Raw genomic sequence first — 15,971 nt, forward strand, 5'->3', positions numbered from 1 at the left:
AGTGCGCATGAGTAAGCGCCGGGCATTGTAACGCGGGGGCATCCACCGGCTGTGGACTCGGGCCCGATTCCTAAGGCGGCATGAGCCGCATAAGACAAATAAGGATTTATCTCACACAAGCTAAGATAGCTTAAGACGCATTTGCGACTCGCTGACGCATCAAAGTGCCTAAAACGCACGCTGCACAAGGAAAAGACGGAATTCTATAAAATCGTGAAACGCGTTATTAGCTGCCGATTTCAGGCTAAAAATAGCTTATTTAAGCAATAAAATTGCGCGTTTGGTTGTCCACTGATAATGCGCCGAATTGCACAATCGGGCCCATGCCGACCTCCAAAGAAAAAGCAGCTTTCGCCAAACGGCTGAAAGACTCACTCCCCAAAGACATTAAGGGTGGGACCGATTTAGCCAGGGAATTCAATCTGCTTTATAGCAGTGGCCCTGCCGTCTCACCACAAACCGCGCACAAATGGCTCGCGGGTACGACGATTCCGAAGCGCGACAAGTTGCAGGTTCTAGCGACGTGGCTGCAGAAGGACGTTCACTGGCTGCACTACGGGCCGACGCCCTCCGGCAAGGCTAAGCCGCTTGCCCGTGGCGAGAAGTATCCGATGACGCCGGAAACGATCGAGCTTGTCACGAAGATGGCTAACCGCTTCGTGGGTTTGTCGCCGAGGCAGCGCAATCTGGTGGAAGAACTGATGACGGAGTTCGACGGCGGCACGCAACAGGAAACCGATGCCGCGCCTGAAGACGCATCGACATCGGGAACGACATCGAAAGATAAGGGCCAATCGGCCGAGTAATAAAAAAAGCCGCCCGGCGCAAACCGGGCGGCTTTTTTACAGCTAACTTCTGCCTATCAGTCAGCGGGCGCTACCACCACCCGCCTCAAGCAAGACATCAATCAAGCCGCTTTCGTCTTCGCCTGCCCCATCATCCGCGTGATGTAGTACTGCTGGGCGATCGACAGCACGTTATTCACGACGTAGTACAGCACCAGACCGGCCGGGAAGAAGAAGAACATCACCGAGAACGCGATCGGCATGAACATCATCATCTTGGCTTGAACCGGGTCCGGCGGCGTCGGGTTCAGCTTGGTCTGCAGGAACATCGAGACGGCCATCAGCACCGGCAAGATGAAGAACGGATCCTGCTGCGACAGATCGTGAATCCAGAGAATCCACGGCGCGCCGCGCATTTCAACCGACGACAGCAGCACCCAGTACAGCGAGATGAACACCGGAATCTGAATCACGACCGGCAGACAGCCGCCGAACGGATTGACCTTCTCGGTCTTGTACAGCTCCATCAGCGCCGAGTTCATCTTCTGCGGATCGCCCTTGAAGCGTTCGCGCAGGGCTTGCATACGCGGCGTGATCGCCTTCATGCGCGCCATCGACTTGTAGCTCGCGGCCGACAGCGGGAAGAACACGGCCTTGATCAGCAGCGTGAGCAGAACGATCGACCAGCCCCAGTTGCCGACATAGCTGTGGATCTTCTCGAGCAGCCAGAACAGCGGCTTCGCGATGATCGTGACCCAGCCGTAGTCCTTCACCAGTTCCAGGCCCGGGGCGATGCCTTCGAGCATGCGCTCTTCTTCCGGACCGGCAAACAGGCGCGCGGACACATCAACCGATTGACCCGGGGCGATGGTCGCCACCGGTTGCTTCACGCCGACGCGATACAGAGTCGGATCGATCTTTTCGACATAGATGTCGCGCTTCGCACCTTGCTGCGGAATCCACGCCGACGCGAAGTAATGCTGCACCATCGCGATCCAGCCGTTGTCGGCCGAATTGACGAAGTCTTCCTTGTTCTTGTCGATGTCGCTGAACGTCATCTTCTGGAAGTGGTGCTGGTCGGTGTAGACAGCCGGTCCGATGAACGTGTGCGAGAAGCGCGGCGTTTCCACCGGCGTGTCGTCACGCACCAGTTCCATATAAACCGACGGCGTAACCGGCGCGGTCCCGACGTTCTCGATCTTCGTGTCGACGCCGATCACATAGCTGCCGCGCGTGAACGTGTAGGTCTTGATGACCTTCACGCCACCCTTAACCGGCGACTCGAGGCTGAGCTGGAACGACTTGGCGTCGCCCGTCAGATCGTGCGGCTGGTTCGGCACCGGCGTGAAGACGTCGGTGTGGTTCGGGAAATCGCCGCCGAGCAGACCGGTGCGCGCCAGATACGTATGGTTCGCGGTGCGGTCGAACAGCGTGATGACCAGATCGGGTTGCTTGCCGTCGCCTTGCTTGACGAGCGACAGCTTCGACAGCGTGCCGCCGCGGGTGTCGATCTCGCCGTTATAGACGTCGGTGCTGAAGCTGATCAGCTGGCCCTGAGCCGCGGCAGCCGGCGCAGTGCCCGGCGCAGCAGCAGTGGTGGCCGGCAGATCGGCGGATTGGGTTCCCGGCGTCGTGGTTCCCGGTGCGGCGCTACCGACGGTCTTGGTCGGGTTGGCGCTCGGGAAGAACATCGACGGGCGTCCGTGGTCGCGTTGCCAGTTGTCGAACAGCATGACCGCTGACATGAAAAAGATGACCCATAGGACGGTGCGTTTGATATCCATGCGTTGTCTCAGTGTCGATGGAACGGCGCGTCAGCGCTTTTCAGAAGTGGGAGGCGGGACGAGATCGATGCCGCCCGCGGAAAACGGGTGGCAGCGGCAAATACGCCTGGCGGCGAGATAAGTCCCGCGCGCGGCGCCATGATACTGGATTGCTTCGCGCGCGTAATCAGAGCAGGAAGGGTAAAAACGGCACCGGTTGCCGAGCATGGGGCTGACGGCAACCTTGTAGAAACGCAATAAAGCGATGAGTACCGTTTGCATGACTGGTGCGGCCTAACGGCGCCGCGCAACGTGGAGTACCGGGCGACGCCCGCGCAGCCTGGCTGCCTGACCTACTTTGGCGGCCTGTACTGCACAGCGGGCGGTCACTTGAGCGTCATTCCGTCTTGGGCGCTTCCGCGGGCGGCGCCTCGCGACGGACAATTTCGCGCGCTGCTTTATCGAGCAGCGTCTCTATTTCGCTGCGGCACAGCGCCCTCAACGGCGGCGACGAGGCGCTCGGCAAAGCTTTCTTGTCGAAGCGCGTGTGCAGACGCAACAGCACATCCCAACCGCCGAATTCCGCGCGACGCAGCCGGAAGGCTTCACGCGCGAGTCGACGTACCAGATTACGCGTGGCCGCGCGCGGCGCATACTTTTTGCCGATCACGAGACCTAAGCGAGCGTCATTACCGGTGGGCCGGCCGTACACCACGAAGTGCGCGGTGCGGCGCCACGGGCGCAAACGAAAAACGGATGAAAATTCATCCGTTTTCAGTAGCCTTGCGGCTTTGGGGAAGGCGGCTTGCGCTCGCAACGGAATCGAGCCCAGTTGCGGCGCCCCAGCCGCTCCCGCTTCACCGCGGGCTTCGCCTGTAGGCACAGACAGAGCGCGCAATCCGCTCGCCAACCTTAGATGGCGAGGCGCTTGCGGCCCTTCGCGCGACGTGCGTTGATGACCTTGCGGCCACCTGCGGTCTTCATGCGAACGCGAAAGCCGTGGGTGCGCTTGCGACGGGTAACGGAAGGTTGGTAAGTACGTTTCATGTTGCTCTCACTTGATCGACTGATCGAAAATTAACCGCACGATCATCGCTGAAGCGGCAATGGCCGGAGGTTTACAGAATTGGTTTTCGCGGAACCCGCTATTTAAACCGGTTTTCTTTTGGCCGTCAATAGTTTAGCCTGCTTCGGCCTGACCCCAAGAGGAGTTCGCCAGATGATCCGTCCCTGTGGATAACTCCCTTTCGCCGACGATTTGGCGTTAGAATCTCGCCTTACTTCCCAAAAATTCTGCACGCCGCTCCGGCTCGCTTGCCCCGCAAACCCTTGTGGCACAAGCGCCTGGAGCCATTACGCCTGGTTCGGCCTGACTGCTCAGGGCCTTGTTGCGTATGCGCGACAGGGGCAGCGGCGAACCGCCGTGCACATCATAACGACAGCAACTCGATGAACGATTTCTGGCAACACTGTTCCGCATTGCTGGAGCGCGAGCTAACGCCCCAGCAGTACGTGACGTGGATCAAACCGTTGGCCCCGGTCGCCTTCGACGCCGCTGCGAACACGCTTAGCATCGCTGCGCCGAACCGCTTCAAGCTCGACTGGGTCAAGAGCCAGTTCTCCGGCCGCATCGCGGATATGGCCCGCGACTTCTGGCACGCTCCGGTCGACGTGCAATTCGTGCTGGACCCGAAAGCAGGCATGCGCGCCCCTGCGGCGACGTCGTCGCCGGCTCCGTCGCGTCCGTCTTCCGCGCCTGGCGCAATGGGCGGCGGCCATTCGGCTGGTGCAAACGGCGGTGGGGCCGCCGTGGACGCAGCCGTCGGTGCCGTACAAGCGTCGCAAGCCGCGCGCGCCAATGGCGCGAACAGCGCGATGGCGACGCTCAACGCGAATGCACGCGCTGCGGCTGACCACAACGCGAACGCACGGGCGGTCGCTGAAGATGCCGCCGACCTCGATCTCCCCAGCCTCGACGCGAACGAAGCCGCCGCTGCCCGCCGCACGTGGCGTCCGGGCCAAAGCGCGAGCTCGAACGGCAACGGCGACAACGACTCGATGTACGAGCGTTCGAAGCTCAACCCTGTGCTGACCTTCGACAATTTCGTGACCGGTAAGGCCAACCAGTTAGCGCGCGCTGCGGCGATACAGGTCGCGGACAACCCCGGCATCTCGTACAACCCGCTGTTTCTGTACGGCGGCGTGGGTCTCGGCAAGACCCACCTGATCCATGCGATCGGCAACCAGCTTCTAATGGACAAGGCCGGCGCGCGGATTCGGTACATCCACGCGGAACAATATGTGTCCGACGTGGTGAAGGCCTACCAGCGCAAGGCGTTCGACGACTTCAAGCGCTACTACCACTCGCTCGACCTGCTGCTGATCGACGATATTCAATTTTTCTCAGGCAAGTCGCGCACACAAGAGGAATTCTTCTACGCGTTCGAGGCGCTGGTCGCGAACAAGGCGCAGGTGATCATCACCAGCGACACGTATCCGAAGGAAATCTCCGGCATCGACGACCGCCTGATCTCGCGCTTCGACTCCGGTCTGACGGTCGCGATCGAGCCGCCGGAGCTGGAAATGCGCGTCGCGATTCTGATGCGCAAGGCGCAATCCGAGTTCGTGAGCCTGAATGAAGACGTCGCGTTCTTCGTCGCCAAGCATCTGCGCTCGAACGTCCGTGAACTGGAAGGCGCGCTGCGCAAGATCCTCGCGTATTCGAAGTTCCACGGCCGCGAAATCACGATCGAAGTGACGAAAGAAGCGCTGAAAGACCTGCTGACGGTGCAAAACCGGCAGATTTCGGTGGAAAACATCCAGAAGACCACGGCTGACTTCTACAGCATCAAGGTCGCGGATATGTACTCGAAGAAGCGTCCGGCGAACATTGCGCGGCCGCGGCAGATCGCGATGTATCTGGCGAAGGAGCTGACGCAGAAGAGTTTGCCGGAAATCGGCGAGCTGTTTGGCGGGCGCGACCACACCACGGTGCTGCATGCGGTGCGCAAGATCGCCGCCGAGCGCGGCACGGACGCGCAGTTGAACCACGAACTGCACGTGCTGGAGCAAACGCTGAAAGGTTAAGCAGGTTGGATGGGAAATTCGACCTGTTTATTTCCAAACTCGCCCCCATTTTAGTGGAGCGGTTCCGTTTTCAGGCACAATACAGGTTTAACCGCCCGGCGGCCGCGGGCGGAATTCACGCCGTGACAGGCGCTGCGTGGCGCCGGCGGGGAGCCGCGGTTGCGCGCTGTAAGGCTGGCAAGTCAGGCGCGCAGGCCGTTATATCAACGAAGGAACTCTATGCAACTGGTCAAGACCGAACGCGATAACCTCCTCAGGCCGCTGCAAACCGTGAGCGGCATCGTCGAACGCCGCCATACGTTGCCGATCCTCGCCAATTTGCTGATTACCAAGAACGGCCCTGAAGTGTCGTTCCTGTCGACCGACCTCGAGTTGCAGATCACCACGCGTGCCGATTTTGGCGTGGGCGGCGATTCGGTCGCGACCACGGTGGCAGCAAGAAAGCTCCTCGACATTCTGCGCGCCATGCCCGACGGGCAGGTCACGCTCACGCTGAACGACAAGCGTTTGACCGTGCAATCCGGCAAGAGCCGCTTTGCGCTGCAAACCCTGGCGGCCGACGAGTTCCCGACCGTCGCTCAGGCTAAAGACTACGGTGCGAACCTGGTGGTTCCCCAGAAAACGTTCCGCCAGTTGCTCGGCATGGTCCATTTTTCGATGGCCCAGCAGGACATCCGCTACTACCTGAACGGCATGCTGCTGGTGGTAGATGGTGACCAGCTGATGGCAGTCGCAACCGACGGCCACCGCCTCGCGTTCTCGTCGATGAAGATCGAAGGCTCGTTCGCGCGTCAGGAAGTGATCATTCCGCGCAAGACGATTCTCGAACTGCAGCGTCTGCTGGAAGACATCGACGACACGCTGAAGATCGACATCGCGCCGACGCAGGTGAAGTTCACGTTCGGCCAGGTCGAACTGGTGTCGAAGCTGGTGGAAGGCAAATTCCCCGACTTCCAGCGCGTGATTCCGAAGTCGCACAAGAATCAGTTCGTGATCGGCCGTGAAGAACTGCAGCGCTCGCTGCAACGCGCCGCGATTCTGACGTCGGACAAATTCAAGGGCGTGCGCTGCATCATCGAGCCGGGCCAGTTGAAGATCATGTCGACCAACGCCGATCAGGAAGAGGCGCAGGAAGAACTGGAAATCGCGTACGACGGCGACAGCGTCGATATCGGGTTCAACGTCACGTATCTGCTCGACGTGCTCGCGAACCTGAAGGTTGACATGTTGCAAGTGAGCCTTGGCGACGCCAGCTCCAGCGCGTTGATCACGATTCCCGAGAACGACGAATTCAAATACGTCGTGATGCCGATGCGCATCTAACGCGTCCAAAACCAAAGAACACACCAAGGGGCGCAGCGCCCCTTTGGCGTTTTTATGGTGTTTTGAAAAGTCCCGAGCAGCAACCTTGCAGTAACGCAGAACCGGAAAAAATCCATGACTGAAACGAACAATTCGCAACCCGATAACAGCTACGGCGCCTCCTCGATTCAGATCCTCGAAGGTCTGGAGGCGGTACGCAAGCGGCCGGGGATGTACATCGGGGATACGTCAGACGGGACCGGTTTGCATCACCTCGTATTCGAAGTGCTGGACAACTCCATCGACGAAGCGTTGGCGGGGCATTGCAACGATATCCAGGTGATCATTCACGCGGACAACTCGATCTCGATCACCGACAACGGCCGCGGTGTGCCGACCGGCCTGAAGATGGACGACAAGCACGATCCGAAGCGCAGCGCCGCTGAAATCGTGATGACCGAACTGCACGCCGGCGGCAAGTTCGACCAGAACAGCTACAAGGTGTCCGGCGGCCTGCACGGCGTGGGCGTCTCGTGCGTGAACGCGCTCTCGGCGTGGCTGCGCCTGACCATTCGCCGCGACGGCAAGAAGCACTTCATGGAATTCCACCGTGGCGTGCCGCAGAACCGCGTGATCGAAGAGATCGACGGCGTGGCTGTCTCGCCGATTCAGCTGATTGGCGACACCGAAAACCGCGGCACCGAAGTGCACTTCCTGGCTGACGAGACGATCTTCGGCAATGTCGAATATCACTACGACATTCTGGCCAAGCGGATTCGCGAACTGTCGTTCCTGAATAACGGCGTGCGAATCAAGCTGACCGACCAGCGCACGGGCAAGGAAGAAGATTTCGCGTTCGTGGGCGGCGTGAAGGGTTTTGTTGAGTACATCAACAAGAACAAGGCCGTGCTGCACCCGAACATTTTCCACATCAGCGGCGAGAAAGACGGCGTGGGCGTGGAAGTGGCGATGCAGTGGAACGACAGCTACAACGAAAACGTGCTGTGCTTCACGAACAACATTCCGCAGCGCGACGGCGGCACCCACCTGACCGGGTTGCGTGCGGCGATGACGCGCGTGTTGAACAAGTACATCACCGATCACGAAGTCGCGAAGAAAGCGAAGGTCGAGACGGCCGGCGACGACATGCGCGAAGGGCTCTCGTGCGTGCTGTCGGTGAAGGTGCCGGAGCCGAAGTTCAGCGCGCAGACCAAGGACAAGCTGGTGTCGTCGGAAGTGCGCGCGCCGGTGGAGGATGTGGTCGCGAAGGCGCTCGAAGAATTCCTGCTGGAAACGCCGAACGACGCGAAGATCATTTGCGGCAAGATCGTTGATGCTGCACGGGCGCGCGATGCGGCTCGCAAGGCGCGTGAAATGACGCGTCGTAAGGGCGTTCTGGATGGCGTTGGTTTGCCTGGGAAACTGGCGGATTGCCAGGAGAAGGACCCGGCGAAGTCGGAAATTTATATCGTCGAGGGCGACTCGGCAGGCGGCTCGGCGAAGCAGGGGCGTGACCGGAAGTTTCAGGCGATCTTGCCGCTGCGCGGCAAGGTGCTCAACGTGGAGAAGGCGCGCTATGACAAGCTGCTTTCTTCGGAGCAGATTGTGACGCTGATTACGGCGCTGGGTTGCGGGATCGGCAAGGAAGACTACAACCTCGACAAGCTGCGTTATCACCGCATCATCATCATGACCGATGCTGACGTGGACGGCGCGCACATCCGCACGCTGCTGCTGACGTTCTTCTATCGTCAGATGCCGGACATGATCGAGCGTGGGTATATCTATATCGCGCAACCGCCGCTGTTCAAGATCAAGGCGGGTAAGGATGAACGGTATTTGAAGGATGAGGCTGAGGTTAATGCTCACATCCTGAAGCTGGCGTTGCAGGGGTCGGAGTTGTTGGCTTCGGAAGGGGCTACGCCTATCACCGGCGATGCGCTTGGGGAGTTGGCTCGGGCTTATTTGTTGGCTCAGGCTGTGGTTAATCGACTGAGCCGGTTGTATGACGCTGGGGCGCTTGAGGCTGTGATGGATGGGGTTGTTATTGACCTGTCTAGCGAGGAAGCTGCTGCGGTGTCGGCGGCGGCTCTCGAAGTCAAGCTGCGGGATGATGCGTTGAAGCCTGAGGTTAAGGTCACGACGATGTATGACCCGGTGCGTGAGCTGCGCTCGCTGCGCGTCGCGCGGACTCATCACGGGAATCAGAAGATTTCTGTGCTGGATCAGGATTTCCAACTCACTGCTGATTACCAACAGCTGATCAATACCGCTAATACGTTTAAGGGGTTGATTGGGACTGGGGCTGTCATTAAACGTGGCGAGCGGAGTATGGCCGTTACCGACTTCAAGAGCGCTATGAAGTGGCTGCTGGCTGATGCTGAACGCAATATCTCGAAGCAACGCTATAAGGGTCTCGGTGAGATGAACCCCGGGCAGCTTTGGGAGACAACGATGGATCCGACGGTGCGTCGCTTGCTTCGTGTGCAGATTGAGGATGCTATTGCGGCTGATGGCATCTTTACGACGCTCATGGGGGATGATGTGGAGCCGCGTCGGGCGTTCATTGAGTCGAATGCGTTGAGGGCGGGGAATATTGATGTTTAACTGCGTTTGTAGGTAATCGCATAAGACGAGAAAAAGAGACCCATAAATTGAGAAATTTATGGGTTTTTTCTATGAATTAACTTCCCCTATTGAACCAGTGTTGTAGTCGCTGACAAGCGACTCCATGTTCAGTCGACCACTTGTAAATAAGACTTATGCCGAATCAACTGTCGCTACAAGCACTCGAGTCTTGGCTCTGGGAATCCGCCAACATCCTACGCGGGTCCATCGACTCATCTGACTTCAAAAATTACATATTCGGCTTGCTGTTCCTGAAGCGCTTCAACGATGTTTTTGAGGAACGCTTGGCCCGCCTGACGCGGGACGAAAACTTGACCCTCATCGAGGCGGAAGGCGAGGTGGAAGACAGGTGGGGGCGTTTTCCATTGAGTGCCAGATGGTCGGCGCTTAGCGCACGCACGGAAAACATCGGCGAGGCGTTGGACAAAGCCTTCGCCACTATCGAGGCGAACAATCCCGAACTGCAACACGTGCTCACGGCTACCCAGTATGGCGACAAGCGGGTGCTGTCGGATGCCACGTTGCAACGCCTGCTACGTCACTTTAATCAGTATCGTCTTGGCAATGACGACCTCTACAAGGCCGACATGCTGGGCGATGCTTATGAATATCTCATCAAGCAGTTTGCCGACGATGCGGGAAAGAAGGGCGGCGAGTTTTACACGCCCAAGGCCGTGGTGCGACTGGTAGTGGGGCTGATTGACCCGCAATCTGGTCAAAGCGTCTATGACCCGACCTGCGGCAGTGGCGGCATGCTGGTGGAAAGTGCCCACCATATCGCCGAACTGCCGAACGGCACCATCATGGGCAAACCCAATGTGCTGCTATACGGGCAGGAAAAGAATCTCGGTACCTGGGCCATAGCTAAGCTCAACCTCTACCTGCACAACATGCGGGCCGAGATTGAACGCGGAGATACATTGGTCGAGCCTAGGCACCTCGATGGCGACTACATCAAGACCTTTGACCGGGTGATTGCCAATCCGCCGTTTTCGGACAAGTCGTGGTGGACACCGCTCGAATTGGCAGCCGAGGCGGAACTTGAAAGCGGTAAAAAGCCCAAGGCCCCCAACTACAAGCAGGTCAGCGACCCTTACGGCCGCTTCGCCTATGGCGTCCCACCGCGCAACTATGCCGACCTTGCCTTCGCTCAGCACATGCTGGCCAGCCTCAAGGCCGACGGCCGCATGGGCGTCATCCTGCCCCATGGCGTGCTGTTCCGCAGTGGTGAAGAGGGAAAGATTCGCGAAGGGTTGTTATTCGGCACCGATGCTGCCAGCGGCAACCAGGCTGGCGACCTCATCGAAGCCATCGTCGGCCTGCCCTCAGCCCTGTTCTACAACACGAGCATCCCGGCCTGCGTGCTAGTTCTTAACAAGCGCAAGCCGGCAAAGCTCAAGGACAAGGTCATTATCATCGACGCCAGACGCGACTACCTCGAAGGAAAAGCCCAAAACAGTCTGCGCCCCGAGGACATCGCCCGTATCGTCGCCAGCCATAAAGCCGCCTTCCAGAGCCAGACAGAGGTAGAAAATTACTGTCGGGTGGTTACGCTAGACGAAATCCGCAGCAACGACGGCAATCTGAATATCGCGCGCTACATAGCCAACGGCGAGACAGAGGAAACCATTGATGTGGCCGCCACCTTGGCAGAACTGGCAGCGTTGACCGAGGAAGAGGCACGGATTGATGCGCGGCTGAGTGGTTATCTGGTGGAGTTGGGCTTGCTGGAGGTGGATGTATGAGCGTAACCGACAAGTCGGGGTATCAGGAAAGTGCTGTTGGCTGGATACCGTCAGAGTGGCAGGTCACCGTAATCGGAGACTTGGCCGAGGTTAGTGCGGGTGGCACTCCTGCCACGTCACACGACGAATACTGGAACCCACCGGAAGTGCCGTGGATGAGCTCCGGTGAAGTGCATTTGCGACGTGTTCGCTCAACGGAAAAGAAGATTTCGAAGCTTGGGCTGGAGAATTCAGCCGCAAAAGTCTTTCCCAAGAAATCCATCGTGATGGCACTTGCAGGGCAAGGCAAGACGCGAGGGTGTGTTGCGGTTTTGGAAGCTGAAGCTGCCACCAATCAGTCGTTAGCGGCAATCTACCCCAGTAAGCTATTTGAGACTGACTTTCTCTTTCATAACCTCGATTGGCGCTATAAGGAGCTACGGTCACTTTCTTCGGGCGAAGGCGGCCGAGGTGGGCTAAATCTGTCAATCATTAAGTCAGTTCCAGTTGCACTTCCCCCACTCCCCGAACAACAGAAAATCGCCGCCATCCTCACGACCGTGGACGACAAACTGGAGGTGATTGCATGCCAGATTGACGCCACCCAGACTATCAAACGGGGTTTGATGCAAACCGTGTTCAGCCGAGGTGTAGGCATCCAAGACGCTAACGGCCGCTGGTTGGCACATACCGACCTCAAAGACAGCGAAGTCGGGGAGATTCCAGTGGGATGGGTCGTTCGAAGCCTCGAGAGTGTTGCCAATGTCGAGCGCGGAAAGTTCTCCGCTAGACCTCGCAATGACCCGAAATACTTTGAGGACGGTAACATCCCGTTCATTCAGACGGGGGACATCGCGTCTTCAACCCGCTTTGTACGCAAAGCATCGCAGTTCTTGAATTTAAAAGGACTGGAAGTGAGCAAACTGTTCCCGGTCGGCACAATATTCATAACCATCGCTGCCAACATTGGGGATGTTGCTATTGCAAAAACTCCAATGGCTTGCCCGGATAGTGTTGTCGGCATCAACATAACTGCAGAGGTATGCGATGGGACATGGTTATATTATCTGCTCAAGAACAGTAAGGATTACTTCGACAGCAGGGCAACGCAGAATGCGCAAAAGAACATCAACTTGCAGGTATTGAGGCCATTCTTATTTGCGTTGCCACCAATGCTTGAGCAGCAACGCGTGGCCGAGATTCTTTCATCTCTGGACGAGAAGCTCGATGTGCTGTCGTCAAAACAAGCTCAATACAAAGCCCTCAAACGCGGCCTGATGCAGAAACTGCTGACAGGCGAATGGCGAGTAAAGCTAGACGCTCCGGAAGAGGCCGTCGCCGCCTGACGGAAAGAAATCACAAGAACACACTGGGAGCAACCGCATATGGGGGCTGCAGAGAAAACCGGGGTCGAGATTCCTGCGCTGGAATGGCTGGTCAACCTAGGGTACATCCATCTATCGGGCAATGCGGTCAAGGTCGAACACCGCCATCTCGCCCCGGTACTGGAAGGCATCCTGCGACCGCGTTTGCTGGCGTTGAACCCTTGGCTGACCAAGGCGCCCGGTGGCGTGGATGCCGCGCTTATCGAGTTCCGCAAACGGGTCAATGACGAGCTGCTTCCTGCCAACAAAGCATTCTGGGAACAGGTTGTGCATCGCTCGGACATCCAGGTGAAGGATGTCGACGGCGGGCTGCGCAGTGTCCGTTTCTTCGATGCCACGGATGCTGCGAGTAACGACTTCCACGTGGTGGACCAGTATGTGGGCAAGAACGCTGATGGCGACCTGTTCCGCCCCGACCTGCTGCTGTTTGTGAACGGCTTGCCGCTGGCTATTATCGAATGCAAGGCCAGCCACCATCGGCTGGATGAGGCACTGGCCCAGCTGGACGGCTACCAGCGAAGTTTTGCCGCGCAATTTGTGTTCAACCAGGTTTGCGTGGGATTGAACCGGCGCGAGGGACGGTATGGGGCAATCCTCGCCAAGCCTTCCTTCTATGCCAGCTATCGTCTGCAGGAGGAAGAGCTTAGCGCGGTGGCAAAATTGCTGGGGAATGAGTCGAGCGAACAAGACCAACTGCTATGGGCCTTGTTCGAACCGGGCCGTTTTCTGGAATTGGTCACCCACTTTGTGCTGTTTGAAACCCGCGATGGCAAGACGGTAAAGAAGCTGCCGCGCTACCAGCAATGGCGTGCGGTGCGCAAGACCATCGCCCGGCTGACCGCACCTAAGCCAATGGGCGGCGTGGTATGGCACACGCAAGGCAGCGGCAAGTCTCTCACCATGGCCCTTCTGGCCCGCATGCTGCGCGCTGACAGCACTGGCCTTTCCAACCCCACTGTGCTGGTGCTGACCGACCGCAAAGACCTCGACAAACAAATCTTCGACACCTTCAATGCTGTGGGTATCAAAACCATCCAAGCCATCTCGGTTGATGGCTTGGAGAAGATGCTGTCGAACGACTACGGCAGCATCTTCACCAGCACAGTGCAAAAGTTTCAGGAAAGCGAGCAGCCCGGCGCTCAGACCGAGGACGCGACGAACGCTAGCCAGAACGATGATGATGACCTGTTGCATGCCACCCGGCATAGACGGATGCGCGAGGGCAAGAACTTCTTCATGGTGGCAGAACGCAACGAGCACTTTGGTCAGCATGACGGCGATGGCGTGCTGCTCGGTGCTAAGTGGATAGAGGTCAGTCGTGAGAAGGTAAACTTCCGTGTGCTTAGCGCCAAGCCCAACTTCTATGTGTTGGTGGACGAAGCTCACCGCAGCCAGTACGACTTCCTCGCCGCATTCATGCGAGCCAGCCTAGCCAATGCCAAGTTCATCGCCTTCACAGGCACCCCGCTGCTGAATGACGACAAACACACGCTGGCCGAGTTCGGTGGCGACACTTACATCGACGAATACCGGTTGCACGAGGCCGTGGCGGACGGGGCAACACTGTCCATCAAGTACCAAGACGCGTGGGTCAATCTCGCGGCCGATGCCAAGCTCGATGAGGCTTTCAATACTCAGTTTTCGAAGGAGACAGAGGCGCGCCAACAGACCCTGAAAAAGGCGTTGCTGGCGAAGTGGCGCCAGGCTGGGGACCGCATGGAACAGGTGGCCGCGCATCTGGCCGAACACTTCATCGCCAACGTGCAGGCGAAGGGGCTGAAGGCCATGCTGGTATGCGATGGCCGGGACATGGCAGTGCGCTACAAAGACCTGCTGGACGGACTGATGGATGAACGCGCCAAGCACGGACTGCCTACCTTTCAGAGCAAGGTGGTCATCTCTCTGGCCAGCATGACGGCAACGCGCACCGGGGCATCGGTGGAGGAGGCCGCTGCGGAGTACAAGCTGGACGTTGCCAAGGTGCAGAGCATCGAAGAGCGGGTGCGAGACGAAGTCAAGGCTGGTAAGGAGCCGGTAGCTATGCCGACTGAGCAGATTGCGAATTTCGTCAGCAAGCTGTTCACTTTGCCGTATGGGGATGAGAGCAAAGGTCGCGACGGTCAGCCGCATGCAAACAATGTGAGCCTTATTATTGTGTCCGACATGCTGCTGACCGGGTGGGATGCCCCCATTGTCGGCACCATGTACCTCGACAAACCGCTGAAGGAACATACCCTGTTGCAGGCCATCGCGCGAGTGAACCGCACCATGGCCGGCAAAAACGCGGGCTACATCGTGGACTACCATGGGGTGGTGGAACACTTGGACCACGCTCTGAAGATTTACGGGGGCAAGTTGCAGCCTTCGCAGGTGTGGGAAGGCGTGGAAAGCGAACTGCCCAAGCTGCAAGCTACGCTCGAGCGTATCCTGAAGCTGCTGCCGAATAAACACGACCCGGTGACCCAGCGCGAGGACTACAAGGCCGACGCTGAACGCTTCCTTGACCCTGCCGGCAGGCTCGATGCTGTCGAGGATTTCCTGGCCCTGGCAAAGCAGTTCAACCGCAGCGTGGACATCATTCTGCCTGACGCGCGCGGAGTGCCCTTCAAGCCCTACTTCACGCTCTTTGCCGAAATCCGGCTGATGCTGCGCGACAAGCTGCCCGACGCCACCTATCGCGAACGCATCACGAGGCTGGAATCGGCCCTGCTGCAGCAACTGCTGGACGAGTACATCGCCGCCAGCCCGGCCAAGAGCCTGCTGGGGCACGACGTGTCGATTTTGGACGCCAGCGATATGGCCAGACTTAAGAAGCTGGCCAGTCCCGGCAGTCAGGCACTGGTGATGAAGAACCAGCTGAAGTACACCATCGCCACGGGCCGGGACAAAGACCCGGCCTTCTTTGACAAGCTGGCCGAAGAGCTGGAGAAGCTGCTCGAAAAGGAAAAGGCTGGGCGCATCAGCCAGGCGCAATTCTTGGAGCAGCTGGAGCTCTTCAGCCAACGCATCAAAGACAAAGACAAGACGGGCTTTGACCATCCGGCTCATTCCGCTGTATACCATTACCTGGCTGCGCTGCTGAGTGAAGAGACTGCCAGAGCAGCCACCACCAAGATGTTCGAAGACGCGGAACTGAGCCATACCATGGCAGCCGGTAACTGGAAGCAGATGCCCGACCTGCATCCAGAGATTCGCGACCTGCTTCGCAAGTTGCTGATGCCGTTGGCGGGCTGGGAGCGTTCTGTGGCCCGCGAACATGCCAGACGCATCCTGGACATCTTGCTAAAGAACTGACGT

Annotated in this window: 10 protein-coding genes and 1 pseudogene; 7 read left to right on the forward strand and 4 right to left on the reverse strand. The window is 58.4% G+C overall.

What is annotated here, in order from left to right; translation table 11 throughout:
* Nucleotides 1-323: 323 nt before the first annotated feature.
* Nucleotides 324-734: pseudogene (locus tag BM438_RS12390) on the forward strand (transcriptional regulator); the annotation flags it as partial.
* 173 nt (nucleotides 735-907) lie between these two features.
* Here BM438_RS12390 and yidC read toward each other — a convergent pair.
* The 4 genes from yidC to rpmH form a co-directional block, all read right to left on the reverse strand.
* On the reverse strand, nucleotides 908-2,569 hold the full coding sequence (gene yidC, locus BM438_RS12395) for a membrane protein insertase YidC (RefSeq protein WP_093634554.1): 1,662 nt from the start codon (nucleotides 2,567-2,569) through the stop codon (nucleotides 908-910).
* Nucleotides 2,570-2,599: 30 nt separating this feature from the next.
* Nucleotides 2,600-2,830: a membrane protein insertion efficiency factor YidD gene (gene yidD, locus BM438_RS12400; protein WP_007180115.1), complete on the reverse strand. Its 231-nt coding sequence runs from the start codon at nucleotides 2,828-2,830 to the stop codon at nucleotides 2,600-2,602.
* 115 nt (nucleotides 2,831-2,945) lie between these two features.
* Nucleotides 2,946-3,446: a ribonuclease P protein component gene (gene rnpA, locus BM438_RS12405; RefSeq protein WP_171925254.1), complete on the reverse strand. Its 501-nt coding sequence runs from the start codon at nucleotides 3,444-3,446 to the stop codon at nucleotides 2,946-2,948.
* 14 nt (nucleotides 3,447-3,460) lie between these two features.
* Entirely contained in the window at nucleotides 3,461-3,595 is a 135-nt protein-coding gene (gene rpmH / locus BM438_RS12410) for a 50S ribosomal protein L34 (RefSeq protein ID WP_004198824.1), read from the reverse strand.
* Nucleotides 3,596-3,997: 402 nt separating this feature from the next.
* On the opposite strand from rpmH, the gene dnaA reads away from it, so the two are divergent.
* From dnaA to BM438_RS12440, 6 genes are all read left to right on the forward strand, one after another.
* Nucleotides 3,998-5,635: a chromosomal replication initiator protein DnaA gene (dnaA, locus tag BM438_RS12415; RefSeq protein WP_093634555.1), complete on the forward strand. Its 1,638-nt coding sequence runs from the start codon at nucleotides 3,998-4,000 to the stop codon at nucleotides 5,633-5,635.
* Between the two features lie 219 nt (nucleotides 5,636-5,854).
* A complete protein-coding gene (dnaN, locus tag BM438_RS12420) occupies nucleotides 5,855-6,958 on the forward strand; it encodes a DNA polymerase III subunit beta (protein ID WP_054037057.1) in 1,104 nt (367 codons plus the stop codon).
* Between the two features lie 114 nt (nucleotides 6,959-7,072).
* Entirely contained in the window at nucleotides 7,073-9,544 is a 2,472-nt protein-coding gene (gyrB, locus tag BM438_RS12425; protein ID WP_093634556.1) for a DNA topoisomerase (ATP-hydrolyzing) subunit B, read from the forward strand.
* Nucleotides 9,545-9,699: 155 nt separating this feature from the next.
* A complete protein-coding gene (locus tag BM438_RS12430; protein ID WP_093634557.1) occupies nucleotides 9,700-11,310 on the forward strand; it encodes a type I restriction-modification system subunit M in 1,611 nt (536 codons plus the stop codon).
* Nucleotides 11,307-12,635 (forward strand): restriction endonuclease subunit S, encoded by a 1,329-nt coding sequence (locus BM438_RS12435; RefSeq protein WP_093634558.1) that lies wholly within the window; start codon nucleotides 11,307-11,309, stop codon nucleotides 12,633-12,635. The genes BM438_RS12430 and BM438_RS12435 overlap by 4 nt, the downstream gene beginning before the upstream one ends.
* A 39-nt stretch (nucleotides 12,636-12,674) precedes the next feature.
* Complete coding sequence (locus BM438_RS12440) at nucleotides 12,675-15,968, forward strand: type I restriction endonuclease subunit R (protein ID WP_093634559.1); 3,294 nt, start codon at nucleotides 12,675-12,677, stop codon at nucleotides 15,966-15,968.
* Nucleotides 15,969-15,971: the final 3 nt, after the last annotated feature.

The sequence above is a fragment of the Paraburkholderia aspalathi genome (assembly GCF_900116445.1).
GTDB classification, from domain to species: Bacteria; Pseudomonadota; Gammaproteobacteria; order Burkholderiales; family Burkholderiaceae; genus Paraburkholderia; species Paraburkholderia aspalathi.

What these genes read in the sequence shown, in the direction of transcription:
- yidC (WP_093634554.1), bottom strand. Translation starts at nt 2,569, where the DNA reads ATGGATATCAAACGCACCGTCCTATGGGTCATCTTTTTCATGTCAGCG.
- yidD (WP_007180115.1), bottom strand. Translation starts at nt 2,830, where the DNA reads ATGCAAACGGTACTCATCGCTTTATTGCGTTTCTACAAGGTTGCCGTC.
- rpmH (WP_004198824.1), bottom strand. Translation starts at nt 3,595, where the DNA reads ATGAAACGTACTTACCAACCTTCCGTTACCCGTCGCAAGCGCACCCAC.
- dnaA (WP_093634555.1), top strand. Translation starts at nt 3,998, where the DNA reads ATGAACGATTTCTGGCAACACTGTTCCGCATTGCTGGAGCGCGAGCTA.
- dnaN (WP_054037057.1), top strand. Translation starts at nt 5,855, where the DNA reads ATGCAACTGGTCAAGACCGAACGCGATAACCTCCTCAGGCCGCTGCAA.
- gyrB (WP_093634556.1), top strand. Translation starts at nt 7,073, where the DNA reads ATGACTGAAACGAACAATTCGCAACCCGATAACAGCTACGGCGCCTCC.
- BM438_RS12430 (WP_093634557.1), top strand. Translation starts at nt 9,700, where the DNA reads ATGCCGAATCAACTGTCGCTACAAGCACTCGAGTCTTGGCTCTGGGAA.
- BM438_RS12435 (WP_093634558.1), top strand. Translation starts at nt 11,307, where the DNA reads ATGAGCGTAACCGACAAGTCGGGGTATCAGGAAAGTGCTGTTGGCTGG.
- BM438_RS12440 (WP_093634559.1), top strand. Translation starts at nt 12,675, where the DNA reads ATGGGGGCTGCAGAGAAAACCGGGGTCGAGATTCCTGCGCTGGAATGG.